This window comes from Vibrio sp. JC009 (genome assembly GCF_029016485.1).
Classification (GTDB): Bacteria; Pseudomonadota; Gammaproteobacteria; order Enterobacterales; family Vibrionaceae; genus Vibrio.
Window position 1 is genome coordinate 1381533 of sequence record NZ_CP092106.1, and the last position, 17544, is coordinate 1399076.

At 45.0% G+C, this 17544-nt stretch carries 15 protein-coding genes; 7 read left to right on the forward strand and 8 right to left on the reverse strand.

Features of this window, described 5'->3' with window-relative positions; translation table 11 throughout:
• Nucleotides 1-18 precede the first annotated feature (18 nt).
• The 5 genes from L3Q72_RS06275 to L3Q72_RS06295 all read right to left on the reverse strand — a co-directional run bounded on the left by L3Q72_RS06275 (nucleotide 19) and on the right by L3Q72_RS06295 (nucleotide 5633).
• Nucleotides 19-873, reverse strand: coding sequence for a MurR/RpiR family transcriptional regulator (locus tag L3Q72_RS06275; protein WP_275131799.1), 855 nt, complete (start codon nucleotides 871-873; stop codon nucleotides 19-21).
• Between the two features lie 329 nt (nucleotides 874-1202).
• Entirely contained in the window at nucleotides 1203-2858 is a 1656-nt protein-coding gene (gene panP / locus L3Q72_RS06280; protein WP_275131800.1) for a pyridoxal-dependent aspartate 1-decarboxylase PanP, read from the reverse strand.
• 125 nt (nucleotides 2859-2983) lie between these two features.
• Entirely contained in the window at nucleotides 2984-3496 is a 513-nt protein-coding gene (locus tag L3Q72_RS06285) for a hypothetical protein (protein WP_275131801.1), read from the reverse strand.
• Between the two features lie 268 nt (nucleotides 3497-3764).
• Nucleotides 3765-4676 carry a lysine exporter LysO family protein gene (locus L3Q72_RS06290; protein ID WP_275131802.1) on the reverse strand — a complete coding sequence of 304 codons (912 nt, stop codon included), beginning with the start codon at nucleotides 4674-4676 and terminating at the stop codon, nucleotides 3765-3767.
• A gap of 36 nt (nucleotides 4677-4712) precedes the next feature.
• The gene (locus L3Q72_RS06295; RefSeq protein WP_275131803.1) at nucleotides 4713-5633 is read right to left on the reverse strand and encodes an HDOD domain-containing protein; all 921 of its coding nucleotides are present in this window, start codon (nucleotides 5631-5633) and stop codon (nucleotides 4713-4715) included.
• A gap of 377 nt (nucleotides 5634-6010) precedes the next feature.
• Between L3Q72_RS06295 and L3Q72_RS06300 the strand changes: the two genes are divergently transcribed.
• From L3Q72_RS06300 to L3Q72_RS06325, 6 genes are all read left to right on the forward strand, one after another.
• On the forward strand, nucleotides 6011-6598 hold the full coding sequence (locus tag L3Q72_RS06300) for a TfoX/Sxy family DNA transformation protein (RefSeq protein ID WP_275131804.1): 588 nt from the start codon (nucleotides 6011-6013) through the stop codon (nucleotides 6596-6598).
• Between the two features lie 165 nt (nucleotides 6599-6763).
• On the forward strand, nucleotides 6764-7792 hold the full coding sequence (locus L3Q72_RS06305) for an ABC transporter permease subunit (RefSeq protein ID WP_275131805.1): 1029 nt from the start codon (nucleotides 6764-6766) through the stop codon (nucleotides 7790-7792).
• 2 nt (nucleotides 7793-7794) lie between these two features.
• A complete protein-coding gene (locus tag L3Q72_RS06310; protein WP_275132077.1) occupies nucleotides 7795-8838 on the forward strand; it encodes an ABC transporter permease subunit in 1044 nt (347 codons plus the stop codon).
• Nucleotides 8839-8857: 19 nt separating this feature from the next.
• Nucleotides 8858-10687, forward strand: a complete 1830-nt coding sequence (locus tag L3Q72_RS06315; protein ID WP_275131806.1) for an extracellular solute-binding protein — start codon at nucleotides 8858-8860, stop codon at nucleotides 10685-10687.
• Nucleotides 10688-10705: 18 nt separating this feature from the next.
• On the forward strand, nucleotides 10706-11560 hold the full coding sequence (locus L3Q72_RS06320; RefSeq protein ID WP_275132078.1) for an ABC transporter ATP-binding protein: 855 nt from the start codon (nucleotides 10706-10708) through the stop codon (nucleotides 11558-11560).
• 8 nt (nucleotides 11561-11568) lie between these two features.
• Nucleotides 11569-12375: an ATP-binding cassette domain-containing protein gene (locus L3Q72_RS06325; protein ID WP_275131807.1), complete on the forward strand. Its 807-nt coding sequence runs from the start codon at nucleotides 11569-11571 to the stop codon at nucleotides 12373-12375.
• A gap of 54 nt (nucleotides 12376-12429) precedes the next feature.
• Here L3Q72_RS06325 and L3Q72_RS06330 read toward each other — a convergent pair whose 3' ends face one another.
• The 3 genes from L3Q72_RS06330 to L3Q72_RS06340 all read right to left on the reverse strand — a co-directional run bounded on the left by L3Q72_RS06330 (nucleotide 12430) and on the right by L3Q72_RS06340 (nucleotide 16014).
• Nucleotides 12430-12978 (reverse strand): hypothetical protein, encoded by a 549-nt coding sequence (locus L3Q72_RS06330; protein WP_275131808.1) that lies wholly within the window; start codon nucleotides 12976-12978, stop codon nucleotides 12430-12432.
• Between the two features lie 579 nt (nucleotides 12979-13557).
• Entirely contained in the window at nucleotides 13558-14055 is a 498-nt protein-coding gene (locus L3Q72_RS06335; RefSeq protein ID WP_275131809.1) for a response regulator, read from the reverse strand.
• Between the two features lie 12 nt (nucleotides 14056-14067).
• The gene (locus L3Q72_RS06340; protein WP_275131810.1) at nucleotides 14068-16014 is read right to left on the reverse strand and encodes an ATP-binding protein; all 1947 of its coding nucleotides are present in this window, start codon (nucleotides 16012-16014) and stop codon (nucleotides 14068-14070) included.
• Between the two features lie 187 nt (nucleotides 16015-16201).
• On the opposite strand from L3Q72_RS06340, the gene L3Q72_RS06345 reads away from it, so the two are divergent.
• On the forward strand, nucleotides 16202-17470 hold the full coding sequence (locus L3Q72_RS06345; RefSeq protein WP_275131811.1) for a DUF945 family protein: 1269 nt from the start codon (nucleotides 16202-16204) through the stop codon (nucleotides 17468-17470).
• Nucleotides 17471-17544 lie beyond the last annotated feature (74 nt).

Genomic DNA, 17544 nt, shown 5'->3' on the forward strand with positions numbered 1-17544 from the left:
TCTGCTATTCAGCGAAAATCAGTACTGAGTGATCTTATCGTATCTTGAATCTTTCAGTGCTTCTTTCACACGCTTCAGGTTTTCTCTGAAACTTGAGCCCCGACGCAGTGTAAAGCCTGTAGCCAGTACGTCGATAACCGTCATCTGAACCACACGGCTTGCCATCGGCATGTAGACATCGGTATCTTCCGGCACATCCAGGGTAATAGACAAGGAAGCTGCTTTATCCAGTGGCGAGTCTTTAGCTGTAATGGCAATAACTGTAGCGCCATTTTCACGTCCCAGATTAGCCACTTCAACCATGCTCTTGGTTCTGCCTGTGTGGGAGATAAGCACGATAACATCATTGTCGGTACAGTTGATGCAGCTCATACGCTGCATAACAATATCTTCAAAGCAGGCGATTGGGATATTAAAGCGGATAAACTTATTCTGAGCGTCTTTTGCCACAGCAGAAGAGGCGCCAAGGCCGAAGAATGAGATACGCTTTGCCTGAGTCAGCAGATCTACAGCGCGGTTTACCTGCACGGCATCCAGACTGTTTTTCGCTACATCAAGACAAGCCATGGTGGACTCAAAAATCTTGTGGGTGTAAGCATCCGGTCCGTCGTCTTCTTCCACATTTCTGTTTACGTAAGGCGTGCCGTTTGCAAGGCTCTGGGCCAGATGCAGTTTAAAGTCAGGGAAACCCTTGGTATCCAGTCTGCGACAGAAACGGTTTACCGTCGGTTCACTCACATCCGCCATTTTCGCCAGTGTGGCGATGCTGGAGTGGATAGCTGTCTGGGGAGAAGTCATGATAACTTCGGCAACTTTACGTTCCGACTTACTAAAGTTATCAAGGCTTTTCTGAATCTTATCTAAAATATTCATAGTACTAATAGTCAATGCTTACATTAAGCTCATTTATCATTGCATTCTGATGGTAGTCTTTATTGTCATTATAGGACTGCCTTCAATCCGGAGACACAATGAACTACTAAATTAAAATGAGTATAAACCCAAGTAATCGTTTGGAAAAAACAAAAGGTGAGAATTCGGGTTTTTCTTCACCAGAATATGACAAAGTTCAAACAAAGTTTCAGTTTGGAAAACTCAAAATCCGATAACAGGCGAAAAATGCAGCGGTTTTGCCGCTGCTTTGATTTGATAGTTACAGAAAAAAGAAAGAAATTTACAAACCGTCTGGAAGAAACCTATCTCTAAACAGACTCAACGCTCAGTATCTCATTGGTAAGTTTGCTGATTTCATCCATCAGTGACTTACAGGTTTCTGCTATTTTTCGCTGCTCTTTTAGTACGGCCTGTAAAATTTCACAGCTGGTCAGGGGATTTGCCAGAACCACTCTGAATACAATGGTATCCATTTCCTGCCACTGGGGCGGGTTTAAGCGGGTACGGGAAACAAATGATTTACCGCTTTCCCTCTGACGCTTCTGGATAAACTTAGTCAAATCGTTGAGTAACCGGTGAAGTCTCTGCTTCTGAGTCTCGTTTGCTAAGGCCAGAGCCTCTTTGACACCTTCCGGAACATAACGATAGGTGAGAAGGCATAATTCAGGCTCAGAGATAAGTTCAAAATCCGCTTGTTCTTTAATCAGATTGGCAAAGTATTTCGCTTTATTTATGCTCTGGTCGATAAGCAGTTCGTAACCGGGACGACTGATAATATGCATGCTTGAATAAACAAGCATAGCGATACCGGATCTGGAGCCTTCTAAAGTGCGGCTGCCCAGATCTTTTGAACCTTTACGCAGAATATATTCAGCGTGGTGTTCTATCGCTGACATATCATTTGGATTCTTAAAGAGCACCATACCTGCGCCCATAGGAATGTAGAGCTGTTTATGGGCGTCTATGGTGACAGAGTCCGCCAGTTCAATGCCGTCTAGCAGGTGCTTGTGGTTTTTCGACATCAGTGTCGCGCCACCCCAGGCCGCGTCCACATGGAAATGGCAGCCTTCTTTCTGGCTGATTTCAGCCATCTCTCTTAGCGGGTCGATGTTTCCGGTTTCTGTGGTACCTGCAACACCAATAATTGCAAAGGGTTTGATATTCTGCGCCTTGAGCTCTGCAATTTTTTGTTCCAGCGCATCAGGGCATATCCGGTTCTTGTTATCCGTTTTTACCGGGACAAGACAGTCCTGACCAATGCCAAGTACATTCGCCGCTTTTTTAAGCGAGTAGTGACCGCGCTCGGAAACCAGAATGGCAAGACCGTCGTAGTTGTAGTGCTTCATGGCCTTAAACAGGCCTTCGTTTTCTACCCCACGGAAATCACCGTCAGGTTTCAGGGCATTGTTACGTGCCACCCAAAGTGCGGTGATATTGGCAATGGTGCCACCGGAACAGAATGCGCCCAGCGAGTGTTTGGCACTGTGCATCCACTGATGATAGAAATCATCGCTCTGGTTGTAGATCAAACGGTGCAGCATACCAAGCACCTGGCGTTCCAGCGGTGTAAAGGCTTTTGACGTTTCGATTTTTACCAGATTCTGATTCAGCGCGATCATTATCTTTGACAGCGGCATCAGGAAATAAGGCAGTGCTGATGTCATATGACCGATAAAGCTTGGTGCGGAGGTATGCACAGACTGCGCAACCAGGGTGTCCATCAGGTGCTGGGTATGGTCAGAAACAAAGGACGCTTCTTCAGGTATGCTGGCGTTCAGAAAGTCTTTTTCAATTTCTCTAAGGGGTTTTTCTTCAGCAACGATGTGCTCTCGCAAAAACTTGTTCAGGTTTTGCGAAAGTTCAGCTTCTATTTGTGAAAGTGCTGAGCCAGGTGCTTCCGGCACAGTAAAGATACGAAGCAGGCTTTCAAAGCTCACGTCCGCTGTTTTGTTATCTGATACCATACTTTAGAGAATGACTGTTTAAATTTCTTTGCTAGCGCGTCAATCTAAACGAAAACGGGAACAAAGTCCCGTTTTAAATATGTAAAGTGATTTTTTAATGAAGCAAGCGCTTATAAAACAGATAGTTAGTCGCAGCTAAGTTGTTCTGCTTTTTCCATTGCCGTGTTGTATTTAGTCAAAATAACATCAATTTTGTCTGGATGGCTAAGCAGCTCAGCAAAGGCGGATCTTAATTCATAGTTTTGTGGATGGCGTTTATGCTGGCGATCCTGAAAACTCTTGTTTGCAAGCTCACCCAGTGAATCATTTCTTCCCGCAAGCTGCTTTACGTCTTTCTGTTCCAGTTGTAGCCAGGCTTCGATAGGTTGCTCGGTGGCTACTTTGGTCATGTCTTTTTCCAGATAGTAGTGGACTGCGGCGCGATTTAGCTCAAAGTGATTCTTTCTCTGCTGATAAAACCAGTCTCCCACTTCTGCAAGCTCCGGGTATTGCGATGATGTCAATTCGATAAGATCCTGATACCAGGTCAGCGAGGCGTCAATATAAGCATCATATTTACCGGAAAGACACTGATTGTCTGCAGAGTGTGCGAATGTGGCCGTCATCGATAGCAGCAGGGTAGTCAGAATACGCTTCATTATAATGGCTTCCTCAGGAATGATTGGCTGTGTTACTTATAATACCAATCCCAGCAATTATCTGTTCATCCTTGCTTGTCAAAATCGCTATTAGCTGCGTTAAAATTTTTGTAATTAGATCCACTAGTTACTGCAAATTTTGCCTTGCTCTTAGCGATTTTGCCTGCGCAATCACTGAACAGCTAATTACTGGGATTGGTATCAGTTAACGCATTGTAACTTGGTATGACGTTATTTGCCTGAGATTCCTGAGACTACGCTACCATCCTCACATATTCTGGCCAACAGAGACAAAAAACAGCATAAATACCGGAACCAGAAGACTTAAAATAAAGCCGCTGACGATGGCAACCGGAACGCATCTGACCCCGCCAGTGGTCTGAATGACAGGCAGAGTAAAGTCCATTGCCGTTGCTCCGGCATAGCCGATAGCGGTGCAAGGGCGGTTACGGATCAGCATAGGGATCAGCACAAGCGCGACCAGCTCCCTTAACAATTCAATCATAAAGGATGCACCGCCATAAACAGGGCCGAAAGCATCCCCCATCAGGATCCCGGACAGTGAATACCAGCCAAAGCCCGAGGCCATTGCCAGCCCTTTGGTCAGAGGAATATCCAGGATCACGGCTGAAATCAGTCCGCCGCACCAGGAAGTGAGGATAATGACACAGGCGATAACCATCCCGTGCTTATTCAGCAGGATCTGTTTCAGTGTCAGGCCGCTGTTTCTTAGCTGCACGCCAATAAGAAAAAGCAGCACAAACAGAATCCATTCACTGACAGTATCCACCCAGTCAAGGTCGATGGGCAGAAGAAGCCCGATAATGAGCCCGGAGCCGACAACAGCAATCAGTTTTAATGACTCCAGTGCCATTGAGGAGAGGGGAAGCTTTTTATGCAGGTGCTCCGTTTTTAATGGCAGCAGCTTATCCACCACAGGCAACGCAAGCATATTGCAAAAGCCAAGCGCAAAGAAAAACGTGCCGGTGAATAGTAAAATGGTTTGCAGGTTACTGCCCAGATTATCCAGCGCAGCAAGGCTTAGCCCCATTAATGACAAAATCAGATAAACCAGCCTGGAGGTGTAGCGGTTTATGGCATCAAGTATGTTTTGCTTCGAAACAGAAAATAAATACCCCACAACAAGTGGGGCAAAAATAAACAGCATTCCTTCGAACATTCAGCGTTCTTTCCCTAGATAATAAATAGCCTGAACTTACAGTCCCGATGCCTGAATGATATCAGAAACTTTTGCTTTGAATATAGGCTCTTCCATATTGCTGAGTTCATAGAGTGCTTCGGCACCGACTGCGTTAATTTCCACATGATGATCATCGATAGCCTCATCGTTGCGACGGAACATTAACAGGTGGTTGGCAATTCTGGCAATGTCTAAGTAGCTGATCTCAGGGCGGTTATCATAGATTTCGTTGTTGGTCGCAACTTCCAGAAAATCTGTGTCAAACTGCCAGTGTTTAAGAACCAGTTCACTGGTTACCGGGCAGCGGGAATTAAATATCTGCAGAGCCAGGTCGTATTCAAGGTAGTTACCTTTATCAAGGTAGTGGTGATATTCGCTAACAAGGCAGAACAGGCCGATATCGGCAAGCAAACCTACCAACAGAGATTTTTCCAGCTCAAGGTATTCGTACTCACCGTCAGAAAGTTGCTTAATCTGTTCGGTGACCAATACCATAGTGGCTGCAAGCTCTCGTGATGTTGCCGCACTGTTTATCAGAATTTCGTTACATTCTTTGTCCAGGTTCGCGGAGTGTTTTAACTGCTCGATGGCCTGTGCAGTAACTATGTCTCTGACCCGCATCATTCCAAGTCTTGATACTGCTGTCTGCAGATCGGTGCAGGTAATGTTACGCCGGTTGAAAATAACCGAGTTGGCAACCCGGATAACGACCGCAGCCAGGCTTGGATCGTCGATAAGGCATTCTGCGATATCAGGGATCCCGGTTCCTTCTTCAGCACATAATCTCTGGATTTTCAGTACAACTTCCGGAATGGGTGGAAGGGATATCTTTCCGGTTTGGATAGATTGCTCTACCAGTACAGCAAATTCTGACTCCAGAGCTTCAATGAGTTGATTTTTGTTACCCGGTAGCCAATAGAATGATAAATGATTCATATGTTTTTAATCCTAATTCTCGCGGCCCATCTTACAATTTCTTTTGTGTGATTATCAATACAGTGTCCTGATAAATGGCAGTATGTTCATATATTTGAGCCATCTAAAACGCCTTTTGGATAACAAAAGTATCAATATGAGTCTGTTTTCATGTGATATTGGTCTCATATAAATATCTGTTTACATTTTGAATGCGTCCTGATCATCACTTCTTTACCCTCATTAAGTATTATAGCTCGGCTGGCTGGGATCAATAATAAATATTCATTATATAATAAATACTTATCTGATTGAGATTTAAGCAAATCCATGGTTAAAACCGCCATGGTTTGCAATGTGTTTTCCGGGGGACATCCAGATGTAGGGAGTCCGGAAAGATGGTTGAACAATCGTTTTATGACTATGCAATAAAGTTTGGCAGATACCAGAAACGATCGATGTTTGGTGGAATGGGGCTTTTTTTAAATGATGCCATGTATGCCCTGGTGATAGGAGATGAAGTCTATATACGGGGAGGGGATGAACTTGACGATAAATTTATAGCAAAAGGGTGTGATAAATATCGTCATGTAAAGAGGCAGACAACAGCGACAGTAAATTATTATAACGTTACGGACCTGTACTTAAATTCAGATACGGAACTGGACTCACTCATTCAGCGTTCAATTGAACACTCGATAGAGTATCGGTGTTTTCAGAAGTCTTCAGATAATATGCGATTAAGAGATTTGCCAAATATGCAGTTAACCTTAGAGCGTATGGTGAAAAAGTCTGGCATTGAGGATGTTGAAAAGTTCAGAGAACTAGGTCCGGAATCTGCTTTTCTAAGAGTACGCGAGGAGTATGGGAAGGATACAGATATTCGCCTTTTATGGAAATTTGCAGGGGCTCTGGATGGTGTTCACTGGAAACTGCTTAGTGAAACCAGAAAGAAAGAGCTTCTTGATGCCTGTGAACTGATGTAGCAGGGAAATTAAACCAACTATGTTATACCCGGCACAGAAATGCCGGGTTTTTTATATTTATCACTTAGTTTTGCTAACACTAATCCATTAAAAATCATATTATTAAAAGTATGACGTTCGCTTCTAAAGTCTGTCTTTAGACAACAATAAAGGGATGAAATTTAGGTGATAGATTATTTCCTGCGCAGGATGGCGCTGGTAATTCCAACCTTTATCGGTATTACGATATTGATCTTTGCGATCACAAGACTGGTTCCGGGAGGGCCGGTAGAGCGTATTCTTTCCAGTATGCAGTTTAACAGTGCTGAAACAGCGGCGGTTTCCACCGATGTGGGTGCAAGTGTTGCTCTGTCTGATGATCAGATTGCTCAGCTAAACGAGTTTTACGGACTGGATAAGCCAGTATTTGAAGCGTACTGGGAGTGGCTGGTAAAGTTGCTGTCACTGGACTTTGGTGAGTCAACCCGCTATTACGAGCCGGTGATTGACATGATTGCAGAAAGGTTGCCCATTTCCCTTTTTTATGGCGGCATGACCTTTTTTATTGCTTATTTTGTTTCCATACCTCTTGGCTACTTCAAAGCCCTTAAGCATGGCTCCGTTTTTGATTCCGCCTCATCGGTCATGATTTTTATCGGTTATGCCTTACCCGGATATGTTGTCGGGGTGCTGCTGATTACCTGGTTTGCCTACAATTTGGAATGGTTTCCCATGGGCGGCTTTACCAGTGATGATTTTGAAGACTATGAAACTTTTTATGAGCAGGTGAAGGATGTGCTCTGGCATGCGGTACTTCCGTTGATCTGTTACCTCATTGGGGATTTCGCCACACTGACTATGACAATGAAAAATAATCTGATGGAGAATCTCTCTGCAGACTATATCCGCACCGCCATTGCTAAGGGGCTGCCATTTAAGCAGGCGGTGAGAAAGCACGCCTTGCGTAACAGCTTGATTCCCATCGCCAGTCATTTTGGTAACTCTCTGCTGTTTTTTATGACAGGCTCATTTCTGATTGAAGTTATCTTTGATATCAACGGCATAGGGCTTTTAGGTTATGAATCTATTATGGAGCGAGATTACCCCGTGGTTATGGGAATAGTGGCCATTAACGCCATGATGCTTCTTGTGGGGAATATCCTGTCTGATATCTGTGTGGCTTTTGTTGATCCCAGAGTTAAGTTTGGAGAGTGATGATGTTTAAATTCGATCCCTTAACTCAGAAAAAGATCCAACGCTTTAAGGACATTAAACGCGGTTACTGGTCATTTATTATTTTGACCTTGCTGCTTGTGTTGTCACTGTTTGCAGAGGTGCTGATTAACAGTAAAGCTTTGATTGTCAGGTATCAGGGGGAATTCCGTTTTCCGGTATTCAGCGATGTTATTCAGGGTAGCGAGTTTGGACTCAGAGAGCCAGGTGAAGCGAATTATCGCCGTTTGCAACAGGTGTTTGAACAGCAGGGCGAGGGTAACTTTGTTGTTTTACCTATTGTTCCCTGGAATCCGTACGAGCAGGATTTTAGCGGAGATTACCCACCAACCCCGCCGGATGCTAAGAGCAAACATTATCTCGGAACAGACACTATCGGCAGGGATATTCTTTCCCGCCTGGTATACGGTTTCAGAATTGCTATGGGTTTTGCTCTGATAACCATGGTTATCTCCTACGCGATAGGGACCGCAGTCGGGTGTGCAATGGGATTCTGGGGCGGTAAGTTTGACCTTATTGTTCAGAGACTGATAGAGATTTGGTCCATGGTGCCGTTTCTCTATGTGATTATGATACTGGTTTCCATTATTCAGCCGACCTTTACTCTGTTTGTGGCAATCAATGTGCTCTTTGGCTGGATGGGGATGACCTGGTATATGAGGACTATGACCTACAAAGAATCAGCCAGAGAGTATGTGCTGGCAGCCAAAGCGCTTGGAGCATCAACGGCGCGAATTCTGTTCAGACATATATTGCCTAATACTATGGTTATGATTGTGACACTGGCACCATTTTCTATAGCCGGAAATATTACCGCTCTGACGGCACTGGATTACCTTGGTTTGGGCCTGATGCCACCAACACCCAGCTGGGGTGAGTTGCTTCAGCAGGGTAAGTCTAACCTGGATTCTCCGTGGATAGTGACCTCAGTGGTGACCTCCATTGTATCTATACTGGTTATGGTGACCTTTATTGGTGAAGCGGTAAGAGCTGCCTTTGATCCTAAGAAATTTACCCGTTACAGCTGAGTCTGACAAGGAAGTGAATATGAATATAAACAGAATAAAAACCGGCCTGCTGGTTTGTGGTTTCTCAGCTTCGGCACTGGCAACAGAACTACCGGATAATCTTGAGTGGCAGACAAACTGGGATGAGCCGATGTTTGCGTCAGAAAAAGCGCAATTTGGCGGAACTTTCAGAACCTATATTTCCAGCTTTCCGCAAACATTCAGAACGGTGGGGCCGGATTCAAACGGGACCTTTCGCTGGTGGCTGAGAGATGTCAGTCCGGGTCTTGTCAGCAAGCACCCTAATACGGATAAATGGATTCCTGATCTGGCTAATGAATGGGCATTTGATGATGACCACAAAACGGTTTATTACCGGTTAAACCCACAGGCTAAGTGGTCGGATGGTATGCCGGTGACAGCGGATGATTTTACCTATGTCCTTACCTTAATGCGCTCTGAAGATATTGTTGCTCCCTGGTACAACACCTATTTTAAGACGGTAATAGAAGACATCAAGAAATACGACGATCATACGATTTCTATTACCCTGGCTCAGCCAAAAGATAAGACGGACCTTCTGCTCAGCACGACGATGGGGCCACGCCCTAAGCACTTTTATAAGCCGGATACCGACAAAAACGGTGACGGCGTGGATGATAATTTTGTCCGCAAATATAACTTCAAAGCCGAACCGACAATCTGGGCATATAAACTCGATAAGGTGAAAAAAGGGCGTTCAGTCACCTTTAAACATGTGGGGCCAGAGTGGTGGGGATACAGTAATCCATATTATAAGAACCGTTACAATGTAGAGAAAATACGGGTTAGTGTTATCCGCGATAAAGACATTGCAAAAAAACGTTTTGAGAAAGGTGAGATGGATGCCTATCCGGTAATTATTCCGGACCTCTGGCACGATAAAACCAACAGTAAAAACTATCAGAAGGGTTATATTCACAAGTTCTGGGGCTTTAGTCAGACGCCGCAGGGAGCCGGAGGGCTCTGGATAAACACGGCAAAACCTTATCTGGACAATGTTGATGTGAGAAAGGGCATTGCTCATGCGACGGATTTCGACGGCATGATTGAAAAAGTATTAAGGGGTGACTACCTGCGCAAGCCAAATGGCATGGGAGTCGGGCAGGGTGCTTTTACCAATACCGATATCAAAGCGCCACAATTTGATCCTGCGCTGGCCGTTTCTTATTTTGAAAAGGCAGGCTTTTCCGTTATCGGTCCTGACGGGATAAGGCAGAATGACAAAGGTGAACGCCTGAGTTTTGCGATTACCTACGCAGCTTCTCATCACACTCAGCGCCTTGCCTACCTGAAGGAGCAGGCAAAGAAAGCCGGGTTGGATTTTACCCTGAATCTGATTGACGGCTCTTCTGCATTTAAGTATGTCAGTGAGAAAAAACACGATATCTCGTTCCACGATATGGGCAGTGGCGAGCAGCCTGCGTATCGCCAGTATCTTCACTCTGACAATGCAAATAAGCCGCAAACGAATAATTTCACCAACTATTCGACACCAGAGCTGGATAAGCTGACAGATGATTACCGTCATGAATTCAGCACTGAAAAGCGCGAGCAGATATCCCGCGAAATTCAGCAGATTGTTGCCGATGCCTGCATTGTAATACCTGGCTACATGGTGCCATACGCCCGCTCTGCTTACTGGCGCTGGATGAAGTTTCCACAAAATCCGATGACCAAAAAAACGGAATCACTTTTCCCGCATGGTTATCCTTCAGACTTGGGTGTTTTCTGGATAGACAAAGAGGCGAAAAAAGAGACCCTGTCAGCAATGAAGAAGGGAAAAGGGTTTGAACCGGTAACTGTTATTGATGACACCTACAAGTTTTAAGGCTGGGATTAAATGGCAATGACAAACCCGGATGTGATTTTAGAGGTTAAGGATCTGGAGACGGAGTTCTCCACAGACGATGGTGTCGTTCAGGTTCTTAAAGGGGTTAACTTTCAGGTGAAACGCGGAAGAACTCTGGGTCTGGTCGGGGAGTCCGGTTGCGGGAAAAGCGTGACTTCCATGTCCATTTTGGGGCTTTTACCTCAGCCCTATGGAAGAGTGACTAACGGAGAGATTCTCTATGGCGGGGAAGATCTGCTTAAGCTGCCTGAAGCTGAGAAATACAAGATTCGGGGTAATCATATTTCGGTTATCTTCCAGGATCCGATGACAGCGTTAAATCCGGTTCATAGTATCGGTAAGCAGCTTCACGAAGTGCTGATTCTTCACCGCCCGGAGCTGAATAAATCTCAGCGTCAGAGCTTTGCTGTTGAGATGTTGACCAAAGTGAAGATTCCTGATCCCGAAAAGCGGCTGAATGAGTACCCGCATAATCTGTCCGGTGGAATGAGGCAGAGGGTGATGATTGCAATGGCGCTGGCCTGTAAACCGGATATTCTGATTTGTGATGAACCAACAACTGCATTGGATGTTACCGTTCAGGCTTCGATTTTGGACCTGATGATAGAGCTTCAGAATGATACCGGAATGGCGATGATTTTTATCACCCATGATCTGGGGGTAGTTGCTGAAATCTGTGATGATGTTGCCGTGATGTATGACGGCCAGATTGTGGAAAATGCCAATATTTTCGAGCTGTTTGACAACCCGCAGCACCCTTACACCAAGCACTTGCTGAGCCTGGTTCCGAGGCTGGATACACCGCCTAAGCAAATTATAGAAATAGACGCTGTAAATCACTTCTCCGGATAAGTTTTTGTATGAGTGAAATTTTAAGAATCGAAGACCTAAAACAGTACTTTACCTCTGGTGGCGGTGTGTTTAAAAAAGGCTACACGGTTAAAGCGGTAGATGGTGTTTCTCTGCATGTTAACCGGGGTGAGACTTTGGGGCTTGTTGGGGAATCGGGTTGTGGAAAAAGCACGCTTGGCAGAACCCTGCTTAAGCTCTACGAGCCAACAGATGGAAAAATCTTTTTTGAAGGGACGGATATTACCGGATTGAGCACAAAAGAGATGCGGCCCCTGCGCAAAGATATGCAGATAATATTTCAGGATCCTCTTGAGTCACTGAACCAGCGTCATACCGTGGGAATGATAATCGAGGAACCTTTTATTATTCATAAACTGGGCAGTAAGGAAGAGCGAAAAATCTGGGTTGCGGAACTGCTGGAAAAAGTTGGATTACCGGCAAGTTCTGCCAACCGGTATCCGCATGAGTTTTCAGGTGGTCAGAGGCAGAGAATTGGCATTGCCAGAGCGATAGCCCTGAAACCTAAACTGCTTATATGTGATGAGTCCGTTTCGGCCCTTGATGTTTCTGTGCAGGCGCAGATCCTGAATTTATTGTTAAAACTGCAGCAGGAGATGAATCTGGCGATTATTTTTATCTCACACGATCTGTCCGTTGTCCGTCATGTTTCTGACAGAGTTGCGGTAATGTATTTCGGTAAAATCGTTGAATACGGAAGCGTTCAGGAAATCTTTGACAACCCGCAGGCGGATTACACGAAAACCTTACTAGCTGCCATTCCTGTTTCTCACCCCAAGAATCGCCGGAGAAAATAAAAAAGCTTGCTGTTTTCTTTTGAAACAGCAAGCTCTTGATAGCTGATAGTCGATTTAAAGCTTAAAGCGTGTAGTAAACATAACTTGCTCGTCGTCGTAGAGGTCGTTGAAGACACCTTCAACACCAACAGAGAACAGCTCTGTTGAGTGGAAGCGAGCGAAAACAGTACCAACAACGTCGTCCTGATCATCAACTTCTACGTAACCGATTTTACCACCCACTTCCAGTTGTGGACCAAGCCATTGGCGAACACCAAAGTTCAGTTCCATACCGATTTCTGAGTCAGTGTGTTTAGTGTCAATGACACGAGCAAGCATTTCACCCGTCATATCTGCCCAGTTATTGATAGGAGCATGGAAACCAAAACCAGCAGCCATGTTGTAATCGCTGTCGAATTCAGAGTCGACACGAACGATAGCGTGTGCGTTCGGGTGAACGGACTTACTGAATGCTCCACCGAAAGTTACCGGGCTCATGCCGATGCGGGCTTCAGCATAGTCGTAGTTAAAGTTGCTCATTACCGTTGGGCTGTTTGGGTCAGTTGCTGCAAAAGCTGCGCTGGATGCAAGTGCTAGTCCTGCAACAAGTAGTGTTTTACGCATATCAAGTAAACCTTTATCCTTAAATTATTCTTTAAAGGGCACTGCGTAAAACAGGCCCAAGCACAAGATTGCTAGCCATATAATAATAAATCAACGGCTTGAGTCACTAAAAAAATGTCACTGATTTTGTAAATGCAAGAGTTATACCAATTGAAAGATTCACTGATTTCTCGTTCCCACGCTCCCGCGTGGGAATGCATACCAGAATAAAATACACCAATTATGGTTTAATAGTCCATTCTTGTATTCTGTTTTTTTTTCAATGGGTTGGGCTGTGTCGCTGTGCTTTTAGCAGTAAGTATTAGGCCGGGATATGCATATATTAAAGTGACCAGAGAACGGTTCTCCCCCTTGAGTGAAAAAGCCTAACTAGTTGATAAAGCTAATAGAAGGGGGAGTTAGAGGGGGTTGGTTATGCCATGCATGGTTAAACCACCAAAACTTAAGTCCATGAGAAACAACCCCTCCCTGCCTCCCCTTCGATGCTACTTCTTCGAAAATCCGGCCTTTCGAGGCTAAGGGGAGGAGCATTCTTTGGCTCATTAAACTTGTGTATAAGAGTTAGTCTGATAGCTGCTTTTACTCCCCAAACTGATTCCGTCTGTCCGCAATCGCATTAAAGATCCGCTCGGTATCCAGAATTCGTCCCCATGGCATAAGATCTTCTTCATTTTCAATCATATAGCTGGTGAGTTGCTGCACTACATTGTTGACCAGCTCTTCACCTTTCCAGGGTTTGGCAATGTAAAAGTCCAGACTGGCGTTGTTTACCGCCTGTATGGTGTCTTCCAGATCGGCCTGACCGGTAAGAAGCAGTTTTTTGGCGGGTTTGGTTTTCTCTTCTTTGTTTAATTCAATCAGGAAGCTGATGCCGGTCTCCTGGGGCATAATATGGTCACAGAGGATAAGCGCCAATTTTACGTCATCATCTTCATTTTCCTCGATAACTTCGCGGGCTTCCGCCACAGATTCGGCGCCTTCGATAATAAAGTCGTCTTCAAAGTCGGAAAGATCTTGCACAACACTGTCCAAAACCTCACGTTCATCATCTACACAAAGTATGAGATATTTATTCATGGCATTTCCTTATCACTGTTGAACAAGAGGGTTGGCTTGCTGAAACGGAAGCCAAACAATCATTTTAGTAAACTGCTCAGGCTCTGACTCGACTTCAATCCATCCGTTGTGATGAGCCAGAATCTGCTGACAAACGGACAGGCCGATACCAAGTCCGAAGTTTCCTTCTTTTTTCGTTGTATAGTTAAGCTCGAAAATTTTATCTACCTGCTCCTGCGGGATACCGTGGCCGTTGTCTTCAAAGGTTATCTTAGCGTAGAGCATATCCTCCTTCATCGCCTGCTCAGAGGTTATTTTCAGGCAGCCCTGCTCCGGAAAGGCATCGATGGCATTGGACACCAGATTAGTCCAGACTTGCTGAAGCGCATTGGACAGACAAAGTATATTTGGAATAGGGTGGTACTCCTTAATAACCTGATGCCTTTTCAGTTTGTTTTCAAAGATAACCAGCGTATCTTCAATGCCTTCATGAATATCCACCACATGCATCACTTCGTCATCCTGACGGGCGTAGCCTTTCAAGCTTTTCACCATGTCCGCGATACGTTTTGCACAGACCCGGATCGACCTCAGAGTCGAGCCGGCAATATAGTATTTTTCCAGCCCGGTGATACTTTCACTAAGGTTTCCGAGCTCTTTACCCAGTTGCAAAACTTCCCGAAGATCGTGATGCAGGTTTAGTTGCACTATCTTCTTCGCCAACTGTTTATCTCCCACATCAGACACAATGTTTTTGGTATGCTGACGTATTTCTGATGTGGACATAGGCCGTGATTCAAGCGACTCTTTCAGGATATTCGCTCCCAGCTCCTGATGAGATTCAGGAAGTGGAGAGTGTATCAGTTCATCAATTTTAGCTGTCAGGGTATCGGCTCCGCGCAGGATGGCGGCTACCGGGTTATTCAGTTCATGGGCAACACCGGCAACAAGCTGGCCCAGCATGGCCATCTTTTCCCTTTCTATCAGTTGCTGATGAGCTGACTCAAGAGATTCCAGCGTTTTTTGTAGCTCCAGTTTGGTATTGATGCTCCGCTGCAGCCTACGGTTAAAGTGGCGCAAAAGAAGGTTGGTAAACAGAGGAAGAAGCTCACTGTTGGAGCGCATAACCTGTGAAAATACTTCCTTATCAAGCTTAATCACTTTCGTTCTGGTTAGGGTAATTGCGGTAGAAAATGAGTTTTCTCCGGTCACAAAGGACATACCACCGACAATATTGCCTTTGGCGTGGCGGACTACCTCGCGCTGCACACCCAGGTCATCCAGCTTATAAAGAGCCACTTCACCTTCAACGATAAACCAGAGAAATTCGTTCGGCTCTCCTTCCACAGTCAGCAGGTGATCAACAGAATAGGTTCGGCAGGCTCGTGTTTCATCCTGTTCAGCGAAAAACTCCAGCAGTTCACCGATAAAATGGTCAGCAAGGTAGGTGTCACTAAGCTCATGGAAATCGTGAATAAATCCGGTCCTGAATGAGGTTAGCTTATGCTCTATATGAGCGCTGAGGATACGGGACTGATCCAAAACCGAACTGTAGCGAAGCCAGTCTTCCTGAGCAATGCTCAGAATAAAGCTTGTCAACTCTTTGATGGCGGTTTCAAGCAGGGCATGCTCTTTTAGTGGCTGAGTTAGACAGTGATCCAGGCTGCCTTCGTTTACGGCTGCCAGAATGGTCTCAATGTCTTCACCATCGCTGACCAGCACCTTTCTGGCATTTTTTGTATGTGAGGACTGTTCCAGGTGAATCAAAAAATCCGCACCATTAAACTCCTGACTTGAGGTGGCAATAGCCATGGCAACAGTCTGGTTCTGCTCCTGAAGGTACTCAATGGTCTGCTCTGCCTCTTCAGGTGAATCTATGCAGTAGATATCAAAATGCGAGGAAAGCGATGCCAGCTCTGTTCTTAATAGTTCAACAGATACAGGGTCGTTATCTAAATAGAGCAATACGTATGGATTCACAGCCACCTCTCTACAGTTTTTTTACAATGTAGCAATTTTCATCACAACGGGTTGAGAGGTGAGTAAAATTATCAGGTTTTAAAACCAGTTAACTGCAAAAGCCTGATTAATCTCAAAGTTCTAATGGTTTTCTCTTTAGGGGACATAAGCTAGACTTCATGTAAACAACGATTCAGTGAAGAGAGCGATGAAGGATTTAAAGAAATACGGTGCTATCGGCGGGGCCATTGTGCTGGTGGCAATCTGGCCGCTGGCGGTTGGTCAGATTGCGCAGAAGGTGCTGCATGATGGTGTGGCTAAAATTGACGATGCCAATCTGAATGCGACAGTGGTTGATTATGACAGAGGGTATCTCTCGTCTGTCGCAACCTCCCGCTACAAGCTTACCGATCCTGTTTTGATAGAGCAGTTTCAGATTGATGGTATCCCGACTGAAATTACGGTAAAGCATGAAATTAAACACGGATTGCTTGGTATTGACGCCGTATCCAAACCTGTCAGCATGCCGCAGTTGCCTCTCGTTCTTTATTCTCACAGCCAGTTAAATGGTAATACTGAATTTAATCTGGATATTGCTCACCTGAATTTTCAGGATCCCAATACGCTTGGCGGCTCTGTTTCTGTTGCACGGTCTCAAATTTCAGGTAAAGCGTCAGTACTTGGGGAGCTGGACTATAGCTTCGATTTCCCCTCTGTTCAGGTAAAATTTGACACTGGTGAGTCACTCTCTTTTACCGAGTTTACCGGTTCAGGCAAAGGCAAGAAGCTAAATGGCCTGTGGTTTGGAGAGCACGGGGCTAACCTGAAAGAAATCTCAATGGAAAACCCGGCGCATGTAAGCCTTGTTTATGGCAGCAATCTTAACTATCAGTTTGCTTCATCGGTTACAGAATCAGAGTCAGGAAGCCGGGTGCAGACCAATCATCAGATTGCAGCTAAGGCTTTCAAATCAGGTGGTGACTTAATTGAGAACCTGAATATTGACTTTACGCTTGGCGATTTAGACGCAGAGGCATTTGGCAGTCTGGCTACTATTTTCTACAGCAGCGGTGAAATGGATAATGCGACTATCAATCAGTCGGCACAGCATATCGACACCCTGTTTGATAAAGGCTTTATGCTATCCATGAATCAGATGAAGCTGAATCTGGGTGAGGGGGTGTTTGATTCAAAATGGTCTCTGGCTGTGCCGCAGGGCACTTCAAACGTGACCCAGAATATCATGGGCGTTATTCCGGTATTAACCGGTAAAATGGATACATTTATTTCAAACGAACTGGTTGATGGCTATCCCGCCATCCAGCAGGGAATTGATGAGCTGGTTATTATGGAGATGGTAAAACCAGTTGATAAAGGGTATCAGATGGCAGCGGTAGTTGAGGACGGAAATATTGTTTTTGAAAGTGGTCAAAAAGTGCCCCTGTTGCAACTTTTGTTCTCGTTTTTCGCGATGTAATTGCTAATAAAACTGTCTGAAAAATAAGTTATCAAAGGAAAGAGGTCATTAGACCTCTTTTTTGTACTTTTTAT

What these genes read in the sequence shown, in the direction of transcription:
- L3Q72_RS06300 (WP_275131804.1), top strand. Translation starts at nt 6,011, where the DNA reads ATGGTTGAACAATCGTTTTATGACTATGCAATAAAGTTTGGCAGATAC.
- L3Q72_RS06310 (WP_275132077.1), top strand. Translation starts at nt 7,795, where the DNA reads ATGTTTAAATTCGATCCCTTAACTCAGAAAAAGATCCAACGCTTTAAG.
- L3Q72_RS06275 (WP_275131799.1), bottom strand. Translation starts at nt 873, where the DNA reads ATGAATATTTTAGATAAGATTCAGAAAAGCCTTGATAACTTTAGTAAG.
- L3Q72_RS06295 (WP_275131803.1), bottom strand. Translation starts at nt 5,633, where the DNA reads ATGAATCATTTATCATTCTATTGGCTACCGGGTAACAAAAATCAACTC.
- L3Q72_RS06315 (WP_275131806.1), top strand. Translation starts at nt 8,858, where the DNA reads ATGAATATAAACAGAATAAAAACCGGCCTGCTGGTTTGTGGTTTCTCA.
- panP (WP_275131800.1), bottom strand. Translation starts at nt 2,858, where the DNA reads ATGGTATCAGATAACAAAACAGCGGACGTGAGCTTTGAAAGCCTGCTT.
- L3Q72_RS06285 (WP_275131801.1), bottom strand. Translation starts at nt 3,496, where the DNA reads ATGAAGCGTATTCTGACTACCCTGCTGCTATCGATGACGGCCACATTC.
- L3Q72_RS06335 (WP_275131809.1), bottom strand. Translation starts at nt 14,055, where the DNA reads ATGAATAAATATCTCATACTTTGTGTAGATGATGAACGTGAGGTTTTG.
- L3Q72_RS06290 (WP_275131802.1), bottom strand. Translation starts at nt 4,676, where the DNA reads ATGTTCGAAGGAATGCTGTTTATTTTTGCCCCACTTGTTGTGGGGTAT.
- L3Q72_RS06345 (WP_275131811.1), top strand. Translation starts at nt 16,202, where the DNA reads ATGAAGGATTTAAAGAAATACGGTGCTATCGGCGGGGCCATTGTGCTG.
- L3Q72_RS06320 (WP_275132078.1), top strand. Translation starts at nt 10,706, where the DNA reads ATGACAAACCCGGATGTGATTTTAGAGGTTAAGGATCTGGAGACGGAG.
- L3Q72_RS06325 (WP_275131807.1), top strand. Translation starts at nt 11,569, where the DNA reads ATGAGTGAAATTTTAAGAATCGAAGACCTAAAACAGTACTTTACCTCT.
- L3Q72_RS06330 (WP_275131808.1), bottom strand. Translation starts at nt 12,978, where the DNA reads ATGCGTAAAACACTACTTGTTGCAGGACTAGCACTTGCATCCAGCGCA.